This is a genomic window from Bifidobacterium aquikefiri (assembly GCF_002259795.1).
Taxonomy (GTDB): domain Bacteria; phylum Actinomycetota; class Actinomycetes; order Actinomycetales; family Bifidobacteriaceae; genus Bombiscardovia; species Bombiscardovia aquikefiri.
In genome coordinates, this window is the sequence record NZ_MWXA01000005.1 from 430,138 (window position 1) to 443,428 (window position 13,291).

Here is a 13,291-nt window from a genome sequence, read left to right on the forward strand (position 1 = left end):
CTCTTGATTGTCGATTGAAAGGAGCCCCTCGTGAGCACCATCCCGTTCCGCCCCCAGAGCAACGAAGCGGTGTCCAGGCATAGCGCCGTCGCCGGGCATATGTCTGCGACAAACCAAAACGATGATGCCATCGCACATGCCAAGGGTGCGAACTCTCTTTCTCGACGTCAGCAATTGGTGCTTCAGGCCATTCGCAAACATGTCAGTGAACATGGTTATGCACCGTCATTCCGTGAAATCGGCGATGCTGCCGGTCTTAAAAGCACTTCATCGGTCAAGCACCAGCTCAGCACTCTCGAAGAAAAGGGTTATATCCGCATCAGTGCCAACAAGGGTCGTGCCATCGAACTCATAGAAGACTTGAACACCCTGGTTATTGACAATTCAGCTTCCGCAGCGAAGCATGAAAAGAAAGATGCTGCCAGTGATTTCGAGCAGCGGCTTCAATCGGCACAATCCCACTCCACCGTGCAACCCAGCTCCACCGTGCAACCCACGCCTAATCCGCAGCACATTGCTACAATTCTGCCATTTCCTTCAATGGAATCCGAAAATCCATCGATTGCCGAATCACAAGATGTGCCCTTGGTTGGCCGCATCGCCGCAGGTGCTCCAATCACTGCGGAGCAACATGTCGATGACGTGATGCGACTTCCCCAGCGACTTACAGGATCCGGCAATCTCTTCATGCTTGAGGTACATGGTGATTCAATGATCGATGCCGCCATATGTGACGGCGATTTTGTAGTCGTTCGTGAACAGAACACAGCCCAGAGCGGGGAAATCGTCGCCGCACTCCTTGATGACGAAGCCACTGTCAAGACCTTCCGTCAAGATCACGGTCATGTATGGCTAATGCCCCACAATCCCGCATACTCCCCGATTGATGGCACCCATGCCACAATCATGGGCATCGTCGTTACCGTGCTGCGAAAGATCTAGGATCTCGATCATCCGTTAAGTGCCTGTGATACCTGTGTGGTATCTATGCGGTACCTCTGCGATACTTATGCGTGAATATGCAAGGTACTTTCATAGCGCTGCTCGTATCCTTCCGGCTCAATCTGGAAGGTGGTGTGATCAATGCTGACCGGAAAATGCGTGCGGAGACATACCTGCATGCTGCGAAGAATTTCAGCACGCTGAGTATCAGAAAGATTGCTATTCACAACAATATGTGCGCTTAACTGTGTCATACCCGTCGCCACGGTGCTGGCATGCAGATCATGAACAGCAACGACTCCAGGGACACGATCCAAATGATTGCGCACAGCCTTCAAATCCAGTCCATGCGGAGTCTCTTCAAGCAGGACCTTCAGACTTTTTGAAATCAATCGAAGTGCCCGCGGAATCATCAACAGTGCTATCACTCCACCGGCAAGAGCGTCGGCATCTGCCCAACCCGTGTACAGAACCACGAGAGCTGCAGCAATGACACCCACAGAGCCAAGCGCGTCATTCATGACTTCAAGGAATGCAGTGCGCATGTTCAGATTGTCGTTATGAGAAGATCGAAGAATGACCAACGAGCCCACGTTAGCCAAAAGGCCAATCAAGCCGAAGAGCAGCATCAGTTGGGTATCGCGAACCTGCGCCTCTTCAACGCCAGTCAATCGCAGGACCGCTTCAATGAGTGCATAGATACCGACCAATAAAAGAATCGTCGAACCCGCAGCAGCGGTGATCACTTCCAGACGTGCCCAACCCCACGTCCGGCTCTCGGTTGGGCGCCGTCTCATCAAGGCTGCCGTGATGGTCGAGGCTATGAGTACCGAGACATCGGTAAGCATATGACCGACATCCACCAACAGTGCAAGACTTCCAGTCAGAACAACACCAACAAGTTCAGCAATGAATACAGTGAATGTCAAGCCCAATGTCAGAGTCAACGTCCGTTGATGCGCTCTGGACTGCTGCTCGATTGTCTGCTCACTTGCCGAATCCATACCACTCCAATCCTTGGTACCCTCCACGATACAGGCAATGTGCATCAATCACCACCCGTGTTTCAAGAAGAACTCACCTCAATGAATGATCATCGCGGATCATCCGCACATTGACTTTCTTCCCTGCAGACGTACAAGCAGACATACAAAAAGGGGATGTCCCTCAGGGACATCCCCTTCATATGGCGATAAAGCACTGAAAGGAATCAGAAGCCGAACTTGCTTGCTGTTTCCTTCAACGTTTCAGCGGAACGCGTCAACGCTGCGAGCTCGTCATCGCTCAGTGGCGTGTTGATCTGGGTGTTGACACCGGAACGGTTAAGAACGCTTGGAACAGACATACATACATCGGAGATGCCGTGGAAGTCCTTCAGCCAGGAGCTCACCGGAAGAATGCGGTTCGTATCGTGCATGATGGATTCGATGATATCCACACCAGACATGGCGATGGCATAGTTCGTCGCACCCTTGCCCTCAATGATCTTGTATGCTGCATTCTTGACCTCTTGGTGGATGCTTTCACGAGTCTGTGCATCAAGTGGAGCGTGTCCGTCGAGAGCTTTCCAATCGCACATGGGAACGCCGCCGATGGTTGCCGAAGACCACAGAGGAACCTCGGAATCACCGTGCTCACCAGCAATGTATGCATGAACGTTCTTGACGTTCACGCCGGTCTGCTGTGCGATGAGGAAGCGAAGACGAGCGGAATCAAGGTTGGTGCCTGAACCGAACATCTGACCTGCAGGAAGTCCTGAGAGCTTCATGGAAACATGAGTGACAACATCAACCGGGTTCGTGATAAGCATGAAGATGGCGTGTGGAGCAACCTTCACCAGGTTCGGAATGATGGCCTTCATGATGTTGATCGTTGCACCTGCCAAGTCAAGCCTTGATTGGCCTGGCTTTTGACGAGCGCCCGCAGTGATGACGATGACATCGGCATCACGGCATATTTCAGGATCATCTGCGCCATCAATGGACACTGTTGGATAGAAGCTTGAACCGTGCTGCATATCAAGGACTTCCGCCTCAACTCGCTTGGCATTAATATCTTCCAAAACGATTTGTCGCGCAACGCCCCTCTGCGCGGCAGCAAACGCCAAGGTCGAACCAACCGCTCCTGCACCAACAATAGCTAATTTGGTTGTCCTAAAACGTGAATCCGCCATATATGAACCTCTCTAAAATGACCCGAAGATTGGCCGGGCTCTCTGTGATGTTTCAGTCCCACTCTAACGAGAAGAGTTGACGTTTATGCAACTGCCTGATCCACCACTCTGGCCGCAAGTCTATTATCGACATCAGCCTGAATATGAATGCCTTGATCAAGATAATCCACATTCAGCACCTTGCCACGCTCACGTATTTCGGAAACCAAAGAACCGCTGGCATAAGGAAGGACGGCATCGATATGAACATCAGGAACCGGGAGCAGACTTTCGATGGCCTCTCTCAGCTCCGCCAACCCTTCGCCGGTTCTCGCCGATACCAGATACGCAGAGGGCATCAGCTGGCGAAGACGGTCCGTGACGACATCGCTTACCGAATCGATCTTGTTGAATACAACGATGCGCGGTATCGAAGCCGCTCCGGGGATATCTTCCAGAACCGCGTTCACGGCATCAATCTGTGCAAAAGGATCGGGATGGGAACCATCAACGATATGGATGATGATGTCAGCGACACCGACTTCCTCCAAGGTCGACTTGAATGCCTCGACCAACTGAGTGGGCAGACGTCTTACAAAACCGACGGTATCCACATAGGCATATACACGACCATCCTGCGTCTCGGCTCGACGTACGGCAGTGTCCAAAGTTGCAAAAAGAGCATTCTCGACCAATTCGCCTGAGCCGGTAAGGCGATTGGTGAGTGATGACTTTCCGGCATTCGTATATCCAACGACTGCCACCGTGGGCATGTCAAAGCGTCTGCGTGAACCGCGCTTGATATTGCGTGCGGGCTCCATATGAGCTATCTGACGACGCAACTTGGCGATTCGCGTTCTAATTACTCGTCGATCCATTTCTATCTTGGTTTCACCAGGGCCACGCGAACCGATGCCACCGGCCTGACCGGCAGCCTGGCCACCAGCCTGTCTGGAGAGAGACCCACCCCAACCACGCAGTCGCGGAAGCATATATTCAAGCTGGGCAAGTTCAATCTGTGCCTTGCCCTCTCGACTGGTCGCATGTTGCGCGAAGATATCAAGAATGACTGCCGTTCTGTCGACGACCTTGACCTTCGTTACATCTTCGAGTGCGCGACGCTGTGAAGGATGGAGATCATCGTCAACAATGATCGTGTCGGCCTCGAGTCTTGCCACGAGTCCAGCCAGTTCGTAAGCCTTGCCTGAACCGAGATAGGTTGCCGAATCCGGTTTGGCGCGTTGCTGCAAAACACCATCAAGCACCTGTGCGCCGGCAGTCTGAGCCAGCGCAGCGAGCTCTCTCATGGATTCCTCGGCCTTGCCAAAGCTGGTTTCTGCGCTTGACCATACGCCAGCCAGCACCACACGCTCGAGACGAACCTTGCGGTATTCAACCTCCGAGACATCTTCAAGCTCGCCAATACCCGTCACGTGGCGGAATTCATTGCGCTGCTCACGCTCCTGCCACACCTCGGGAAGATCCTCGGCCCCGTGACCGTCATGAAGTACCTCTGAATGACCGGCCAACACATCGCTGGCGCGCTCGTTCACATGCGAATCGGGTATGACTGGATCGGTTGACATAGTTACGTTCACAGTCTTCTTCTGTGTTGGATCCTGTTGAGAAAATTGCTTCAATTGCACCTCTGCTGCACATGAATTGCTGGTTCACGATGAAATTATGGTCTGGTTACGCTATGCGGGTAGGATTATGAGCTTGGAAATCCGCGCATCGCCTACCATATTCCTTGTATTATCATCACGAGTTGCGACATGTTCACTGGCAATGGAATGTTTTCGGGGAAAGATGTCAGACGCATAATGCGTGGTGCAACGAGCAAAGGGCAGGGTAAAGGTATGACTTCAGAAGAGAATACAGCTAACGGGCAATACTTTTCTGCGCATCCTGAAACGCCCGATGTACGGCGGACGCTCAAGGTGAAGCTGCGCGGACATGAGATGAATGTGGAGACCTCGCACGGTGTGTTTTCAATGAATCGAGTCGATCTGGGCACATCCGTGCTACTCAGGCATGCCCCTGAAGCACCGAAACATGGCCGTTTTCTCGATCTCGGTTGCGGTTGGGGTCCAGTTGCTCTCTCCCTTGCACAGGAATCTCCCGATGCTCAGATCGTGGCGGTGGATGTCAATGAACGAGCCGTTGAGCTCACTTCCCACAATGCACAGTTGAATGGTTTCTCGAACGTGTCGGCATTCACTCCCACGAATATGCCCACTGACATGAGCTTTGATCTGATATGGTCGAATCCGCCGATTCGCATAGGTAAAGCCGACCTGCATGCACTGCTGATGCAATATCTTGCACGTTTGAGCGTTGGAGGTGACGCATATCTTGTCGTGCAGAAGAATCTGGGAGCTGACTCGTTGAGGGCGTGGCTCGACTCCACATTGAATGCGTCGAATGCGGTGGATGTATCCAATGCATCCACCGGGCAGACTGAGGATATTCAACCGTGGACCGTCGAAAAGACGGCATCATCGAAGGGCTTTAGAATCCTGCATCTTCACCGCAACGCAGGCGATCATAACCCAACTGGCCATAGCGCGAATGATGACAAGACTGGCGAAGGCATTGGCAATCCATCCAACTCAGAGCACCAGCATCCAGAAAACAAGACGGAGCGTCTCGCTATATGAGATTTGATTATCCACAGGAATTACCGGTCAGCGCCGCTCGGACTGAGATCGAGCAAGCTGTTCGCAAGTCTCAGGTCGTTATCGTTTCCGGCCAAACCGGTTCGGGGAAGACCACCCAGATTCCCAAGATTCTGTTGCAGATGGGGCGCGGAACTCACGGCCACCAAATCGTTCACACTCAGCCTCGCAGAATTGCTGCAAGAACGGTGGCCGAACGCATTGCACTCGAGCTCGGTGTCCATCTCGGCGGTGAGGTTGGTTTCCAGGTTCGCTTCACCGACGAGAGTTCACCCAAGACGCGTCTACGAGTAGTGACGGATGGCATCCTACTTGCACAGATCCAGCGGGATCCGAAACTCAACGCATACGACACCATCATCATTGATGAAGCGCATGAGCGCAGCCTGAACATCGATTTTCTGCTCGGATATTTGACCGCTTTACTCCCCCAACGTCACGATCTGAAACTGATCATCACTTCGGCCACCATCGATTCCGAAAAGTTTCAGAAGCATTTTGCAACGGCACTGCACACGAAGGTTCCCATCATCGAAGTGTCAGGGCGAACATATCCGGTTCAGATTGTCTATGAACCTCTGGATGCACCTCCTGCCCTGATGAATCATGTCGATGGATTCGCTGGCAATCAACGATTTTCTTCTCCTGTGAATGGCAGCCACTCGAGCGACGATAACGATGAGGCCTTGGATATCTCCGAAGGCGTGGCACGGGCGTGCACCGAATTGGTGACACTCTCGGCGCATGATCAGGGTGCTCGGGACATTCTCGTCTTTGCATCTGGCGAACGCGACATCCATGAGTTCGAAAGTGCACTGAACAAGCATCTCGGATCTCGAACCGCCGACATGCGTCGCCACGATGCCATCGAAATTCTCCCACTCTTTGCAAGACTCTCTTCCAAGGACCAGCACAAGGTATTCGAGCATCATATTCATCAGCGCATCGTGATTGCCACCAATGTTGCAGAAACCTCGCTAACCGTACCGGGAATCCGATATGTGGTGGACCCAGGAACCGCTAGAATCAGCCGATATTCAAAATCAGCAAAAGTTCAACGGCTGCCCATTGAAGATATCGCCCAGGCCAGTGCCAATCAGCGTGCCGGTCGTTGTGGCCGAATCGCCGATGGCATTGCCATACGCCTGTATTCTGCAGAGGATTTCGAGACTCGACCGAAATTCACCGAACCGGAGATTCTCAGAACCTCCCTCGGAGCAGTGGTACTTCATATGCTCTCGGTCGGCATTGCGAAAACAGCCAGGGATGTTACCGATTTCGGCTTCATCGACCCTCCAGACATACGTGCCGTCTCCGACGGATTCACCGAATTGACTGAATTGAAGGCAATCGCTGCGAACAGGGGTTCGCACAACGATGTTCGACTCACCTCGATTGGACGTAAACTTGCTCGCATTCCGATTGACATTCGACTGGGCAGAATGGTCATTGAAGCTGCCAAAAATACGCCGAATACCCTGGCAGCGGTACTGGTTGTCGTCGCATTTCTCAGCCTTCAGGACCCACGCGAGCGTCCCCAGGAAAAACGTGAGGAGTCTGATCGAATCCATAACAGATACGTCGATCAGACCAGCGACTTTCTTACGGCACTGAATATGTGGGACCGCTTCTTCCAAGCTGACGGTGACCCGAGCAACGGTGTCTTGCGGCGGTTGAGCAAGTCCGAGATGATGAGCTATATGCGCATGCGTCAGTGGCGCGATCTCTATCGCCAGTTGGCGCAGATGTGCCATGAGCTCAAGTTCAAGGTGGGCGAACCATTGCCATCTTCGCGACCTGATCTGGCCATTCGCCAGCTTCCCATGAACCAGCAGGCAGCATATAGTCTGACGTGCTCATGGGATGGCGAAGGCATTCATCGAGCCATGCTCGCCGGTCTGCTTTCGAATATGGGCATGCAGATAATTCGCGAGCCCAAAGCCTCGGATTTCGCAGGTTTGCGTGGCGCTGCCCGCGCTCGAGCCATGAAGCGTGCTCAGAAAATGTCACATAATGAGTATCAAGGTGCTCGCGGCACCCATTTCGCGCTATTCCCTGCCTCTAGCGTTTCCAAGACCCCTCCAGAATGGGTGATGGTAACCGATCTGGTCGAGACTTCTCGTCTCTGGGCTCGCAATGCTGCCAAGATTGATCCCGCATGGGCAGAATCTCTCGCAGGCCCTTTGACGCGCGTAACCTATGCAGAACCGCACTGGGCTGCCTCTCATGGCTCGGCCATTGCCAGTTCCAAGGTTCTGCTGTACGGTCTGCCCATCGTACAGGGCAGGACGGTGCAGTGGGGTTCTATCAATCCGGTGGAGGCACGGGATTTTCTCATTCGACAGGGATTGGTCGAAGGTGATGTTCAGCAACGATTTTCGTATGACGGATTTCTGCAGGCCAACCGTTCGATTCTTGAAGAGGCCGACGATGAAAGCAGCCGCACGCGCAATCCAGGCGAAGCGGTGAATGATGAAGATCTCTATGACTTCTACGATCAGATGCTGCCAGAGGACATCACATCGGTGGCCGCGCTTGCCCATTGGTGGAAGCATGAGCATGATCAACACCCCCATCTGCTCGATTTCGATCCATTGAACATCGATCGTCTGCAAACCTCGACTTCACACAACCTCGATGCCTATCCAGATTGTTGGAGGGGCTCAGCCAGCGATGGCTCGACATTCAGTCTGCGCTTGAGCTATGTATACAACCCGCAGGCACCCGACGATGGTGTGAGCGTTCATGTCCCGGTGAAATTGCTGTCACGGCTCAGACCTGAGGAATTTACGTGGAATGTTCCTGGCTTTCTTGATGATGTCATTCTTTCGACCATAAAGTCCCTGCCGAAGGCACTGCGAGTCCAATTCGTTCCGGCACCGGATACCGCACGTGCGATTCGCAGCTGGATCAATGAGCACTACGCATGTCTTCCTGGTCTCGGCACATCCGTCGATGCAACACAACAAGATGATGGGGATTCAAAACCAGCTCCAGAATCCGTCACGCTCTGGCCGGAATTTACTCAGGTCTTTACCGAGGCTGCCATCACCATATCGGATGCACAGATTCATCCAAGCATATTCGATGCAGAACAGAACAAGCGTATGCCTGACTATACAAAAATGACATTCGTGATTGAAGATTCAGCGACACAAAGCTCGAACCATGGTCATCATCGTCACCAGCAGCGAGTGAAGGTTCTTGGATCTGGAAAATCCTTGATACAGCTGCAGCATCGTTTCGCCGAGCAATCCGAAGCCGCGGCAAAACAGCAGGTGGGCAAGAAGGCTGCCGAAGCTGCAAGCAAGGGCAAGCCCGTGGAACAGAGCAGACTGCTGCATCAGGCTGGTGCCACCACAACATCGCATTCGCAGATGTTGTGGAAAGCTACTCTGGCGACACTTCACCTACCATCTGAACGCATTTCGTCTCGATGGCTGGGTGAAGAAGCACTGATGCTTGCTGCAACACCATATCCGAGCACGAAGGCACTCATACAGGATATGCAGTGGGCAACGGTAAAACGCCTGCTCCCCCATGTTGATGGAATCAACTCCGATCAGGCATTGGCACAGGCAGTCGAAGACGTGCGTGAAGTCTATGAAGATACGATCTATGCCGTGGCTCATGACGTGATTCGCATCATGAAGCGCTATGCCGAGATCGATAAAGCGATTTCAGGTCCGGCAGATCTGCCGCTGCTTGCTGTGCTGCAATCGATCCGAGAGCACATGGCAACGCTGGTGTATCAAGGGTTTTTGAAGGACACCCCTGGATGTGAGTTGCCCCATATCGAGCGCTTCCTGCACGCGGATCTCATTCGCTTGGAAAAGGCAAAGAAAGACAAGTCTCGCGACGTCCGCTGGGCATGGGAAGCCGATGAGGCAAAGCGAATGGTGGATAGTGCTCGAAGCAAGGCCATGTCTGAACCGGCAGGAAACCGCAGGGATCGTCTGATAGAGGAAGCGGAACAGGCTCGATGGATGCTCGAGGAATTCTATGTCTCACTCTGGGCTCAGGAGCTCGGCACCTCGCAGCCTGTAAGCATGCAGCGCATACGAAAGTTGGTGCAGGCATGATCTCAGACGCGATCTTCACCTGTTCCATATACCATGAAGCTTTCAAAGTCACCGCTTGTGCCACTACTGTGTACCACTATGATGGTGCGTGATGAAAGTGACTAGACACCAATCCCGACGCAAGCATTCCTCACATCGCAGAAAGAGCGGCAGCTTCATTGTCCGCAAATGGCGAAAGCTGTCATTCGGCAGGCGAATCGTGTGGTGCTCGGGTTCGACGGTTGCGGTTATCCTCGCCATGACTTTGATCATGCTCGGCATTCGCTGGGTACAGTATCGTGCTGCAGTGCAACAGGCACAGCAACGTCAGGAGCAGTTCAGCACTCGCTATGACTTCAACCCAGGTGAGATTTTCAGTGACGAGGAATTCTTCGATAGTTCATCCATGACGGCCTCATCGGTACAGCGCTTTCTCAATGCAAGGAACAGTGCATGTCAGGGCAGTTCCTGCCTCAAGAACTATAGGCAGGACACCACCGATATCGCTGCTGATTCGCTATGCAAGGCATTCAAGGGTGGCAAGTCACAGTCAGCTGCAACCATCATCGATGGCGTAGCACGCTCATGTGGCATCAATCAGAAAGTTCTGATCACATTGCTTCAGAAGGAGCAGCAGCTCGTAAGCTCGACCAAGCCCACTGCATGGCAATACAAATCCGCCATGGGTCTCTCCTGCCCAGACGATGCCAGCTGCGATCCGAAATATGCGGGATTCTTCAAGCAAGTCTATGGCTCGGCCAAACGCTTCAAATACTATCTCGCCCACGCGTCTGAATATTCTTATCACGCAGGCCAGCTGAATTACATAGCCTTTAGTCCCACAGCATCGTGTGGGGGCACAAAGGTATTCATTGAGAACAAAGCGACCGCGCTGCTCTATATCTATACCCCGTATCAGCCCAATGCCGCCGCACTCAAAGCCGTGGTTGGCGAAGGCGACTCATGCTCAAGCTACGGCAATCGTAACTTTTCGTACATATACAAGCATTGGTTCCCCGTCACTGCCGCGAAACGCTAAGAAGTTGCGGATTCACATCCCACGCAACGATGAAATTGAATGCTGTCGCTCCACATCGGCATGCTGATATGGCGCAATTCGGTATCTTCCCCGAAATCTCGAGTTTTGTTGCCTTTTCTCAGTATGCAGACTCATATTCGTTGGAATATGAGCTGATACAACCAAAAAACGACATGCCTACTGTGGAAAGGCAACAAAACTCGCTCAGTGGATTGGCTTAGAGCGTCGGCAAATACTTTTGCAGCTCATATGGGGTGACCTGCAAGCGGTATTCATCCCATTCCTTGCGCTTGTTGCGTAGGAAATATTCAAACGCATGTTCACCAAGCACATCGGCAACGAATTCGGACTTCTCCATGATCTTCAAGGCCGCATCCAGAGAATCAGGAAGTGGCTCTATGCCCATGGATTGGCGTTCTACATCCGTGAGCTCCCAGACATCATCGCTGGTCGGTTCGGTAAGCGTCATCTGCCGTTCGATGCCATCAAGTCCGGCAGCGAGCAAGACGGAGTAAGCCAGATAGGGATTGGTAACGGGATCGAGCGCCCGGAATTCCATGCGAGCAGAATTACCCTTGCCTGGTTTGTACTGAGGAATTCTCAATAATGCGGAACGGTTGTTATGGCCCCAGCACACATAGCTTGGAGCTTCGTTTCCGCCCCACAGCCGCTTGTACGAGTTGACATATTGGTCGGTGACCGCAGTGATTTCAGCAGCATGATGCAGAATGCCGGCCGCGAACTGACGCGCAGTCAACGACATATTGAACTCCTGCCCAGCCTCGTAGAAGGCATTGCCGTCACCTTCAAAAAGACTCAGGTGCGTATGCATACCCGAACCAGGCTGATCCGACAACGGCTTTGGCATGAAGCTGGCATGGATGCCACGTTCCAGCGATACCTCTTTCACCACCGTTCTGAAGGTCATGATGTTGTCGGCTGTAGTGAGGGCATCGGCATAGCGCAGATCAATCTCGTTTTGGCCTGGTCCCGCCTCGTGGTGGGAATATTCAACCGAAATACCCATCTGTTCAAGCATGTTCACCGTTGCACGACGGAAATCCATCCCCGGACTGCGTGGAACGTGATCGAAATAGCCTCCATGATCGATGGGCGTCGGTGCCTTTGACCAGTCTTCCTGCTGCTCAAAGAGATAGAACTCAATCTCAGGGTGCACATAGAAAGTGAATCCCTTATCCTTGGCCTTCGAAAGCGCTCTCTTCAACACGTGACGCGGGTCACCCAGACTTGGCTCACCATCCGGTGTCAGGATATCGCAAAACATGCGTGCCGTACCCTGTGGGCCACCTCTCCAAGGCAAAATCTGGAAAGTCGAGGGATCGGGCTTGACGATCATATCGTCTTCCGAGACTCTGGTCATGCCTTCGATGGCCGAACCATCGAATCCAAGACCCTCTTCGAATGCCGCTTCGAGCTCCGCTGGTGCTATTGCCACGGATTTCAATGTTCCCAATACATCGGTGAACCACAAACGAATGAAACGTACGTCGCGTTCCTCAACTGTGCGTAACGCGAACTCCTGCTGTTTATCCATGTCTGCTATGCTCCCATGCATTTATTTCCTAATTAATACTAACCTTCGCCGTGCCTAAGAACTCCCTGCCACAACATGCCAATGTGTGTCAGACATTCTCAAGTTCGCTGCACGGGCTGTCGCGCAAGCTTCAAAGCGTCCTCAAGGCTGAAAGCCCCGGAATACAGGGATTTTCCAAGAATCGCAGAATCAACTCCCAACGCCTCCAATGCAGCTACATGCTCAATATCCTCAAGCGACGAAATACCACCGGATGCCGTGACACTCGCGGATGTACATTCTGCAACTTCACGAAGCAAATCAACGTTGGGTCCGCTCATCATGCCGTCTCGTGACACATCGGTTACCACGTATCGTTCACAACCAACCGAATCAAGGAATGTGATGGTCTCAAACAGATCCCCACCTTCACGCGTCCAACCGCGGGCAGCCAAGGTGCGACCACGAACGTCAAGGCCAACAGCAACGCAATCGCCATAACGATTGATTGCACCGGCCGTCCAGTCTGGATCTTCCAGTGCAGCGGTGCCAATATTGACTCGTGAGGCTCCCGCATCAAGCGCCTCGTCGAGACTCTCATCATCGCGGATGCCACCGCTCATCTCGATATGCACCTTTGAACCGAGTTCCTTGGCAATGGCCTTCAGCTCACTTCGATTGTTCCCTGTTCCAAAGGCAGCATCCAAATCCACAAGATGAATCCAAGCAGCGCCGGCATCAACCCATGTTCTTGCGGCATCCAAGGGACTGCCGTAATCGGTCTCTGAGCCCGAAGCACCTTGTCGAAGTCGCACGGCCTTACCGTTTCTCACATCGACTGCTGGAAGAAGAGTCAGCATGAATAACATCCTTTCAACGCATCAA

General features: G+C 52.8%; 9 protein-coding genes. 4 read left to right on the forward strand and 5 right to left on the reverse strand.

Features of this window, described 5'->3' with window-relative positions; all coding sequences use genetic code 11:
* Positions 1 to 99: 99 nt before the first annotated feature.
* Entirely contained in the window at positions 100 to 942 is an 843-nt protein-coding gene (lexA, locus tag BAQU_RS05740; protein WP_094693511.1) for a transcriptional repressor LexA, read from the forward strand.
* Between the two features lie 65 nt (positions 943 to 1,007).
* On the opposite strand, the gene BAQU_RS05745 is transcribed toward lexA, so the two are convergent.
* The 3 genes from BAQU_RS05745 to hflX all read right to left on the reverse strand — a co-directional run bounded on the left by BAQU_RS05745 (position 1,008) and on the right by hflX (position 4,680).
* Positions 1,008 to 1,946, reverse strand: a complete 939-nt coding sequence (locus BAQU_RS05745) for a cation diffusion facilitator family transporter (RefSeq protein ID WP_169713281.1) — start codon at positions 1,944 to 1,946, stop codon at positions 1,008 to 1,010.
* 206 nt (positions 1,947 to 2,152) lie between these two features.
* A complete protein-coding gene (locus BAQU_RS05750; RefSeq protein WP_094693514.1) occupies positions 2,153 to 3,115 on the reverse strand; it encodes an L-lactate dehydrogenase in 963 nt (320 codons plus the stop codon).
* A gap of 83 nt (positions 3,116 to 3,198) precedes the next feature.
* Positions 3,199 to 4,680 carry a GTPase HflX gene (hflX, locus tag BAQU_RS05755; protein WP_094693516.1) on the reverse strand — a complete coding sequence of 494 codons (1,482 nt, stop codon included), beginning with the start codon at positions 4,678 to 4,680 and terminating at the stop codon, positions 3,199 to 3,201.
* A gap of 273 nt (positions 4,681 to 4,953) precedes the next feature.
* Here hflX and BAQU_RS05760 point away from each other — a divergent pair, with 273 nt between their 5' ends.
* The 3 genes from BAQU_RS05760 to BAQU_RS05770 all read left to right on the forward strand — a co-directional run bounded on the left by BAQU_RS05760 (position 4,954) and on the right by BAQU_RS05770 (position 10,872).
* A complete protein-coding gene (locus tag BAQU_RS05760) occupies positions 4,954 to 5,754 on the forward strand; it encodes a class I SAM-dependent methyltransferase (protein ID WP_094694030.1) in 801 nt (266 codons plus the stop codon).
* On the forward strand, positions 5,751 to 9,854 hold the full coding sequence (hrpA, locus tag BAQU_RS05765) for an ATP-dependent RNA helicase HrpA (RefSeq protein ID WP_094693518.1): 4,104 nt from the start codon (positions 5,751 to 5,753) through the stop codon (positions 9,852 to 9,854). The genes BAQU_RS05760 and hrpA overlap by 4 nt, the downstream gene beginning before the upstream one ends.
* 91 nt (positions 9,855 to 9,945) lie before the next feature.
* A complete protein-coding gene (locus tag BAQU_RS05770; protein WP_244568444.1) occupies positions 9,946 to 10,872 on the forward strand; it encodes a hemagglutinin in 927 nt (308 codons plus the stop codon).
* Positions 10,873 to 11,089: 217 nt separating this feature from the next.
* On the opposite strand, the gene glnA is transcribed toward BAQU_RS05770, so the two are convergent.
* Together glnA and priA are read right to left on the reverse strand one after the other, a co-directional pair.
* On the reverse strand, positions 11,090 to 12,427 hold the full coding sequence (glnA, locus tag BAQU_RS05780) for a type I glutamate--ammonia ligase (protein WP_094693522.1): 1,338 nt from the start codon (positions 12,425 to 12,427) through the stop codon (positions 11,090 to 11,092).
* 98 nt (positions 12,428 to 12,525) lie between these two features.
* Positions 12,526 to 13,266 (reverse strand): bifunctional 1-(5-phosphoribosyl)-5-((5-phosphoribosylamino)methylideneamino)imidazole-4-carboxamide isomerase/phosphoribosylanthranilate isomerase PriA, encoded by a 741-nt coding sequence (gene priA / locus BAQU_RS05785; protein WP_094693524.1) that lies wholly within the window; start codon positions 13,264 to 13,266, stop codon positions 12,526 to 12,528.
* Positions 13,267 to 13,291 lie beyond the last annotated feature (25 nt).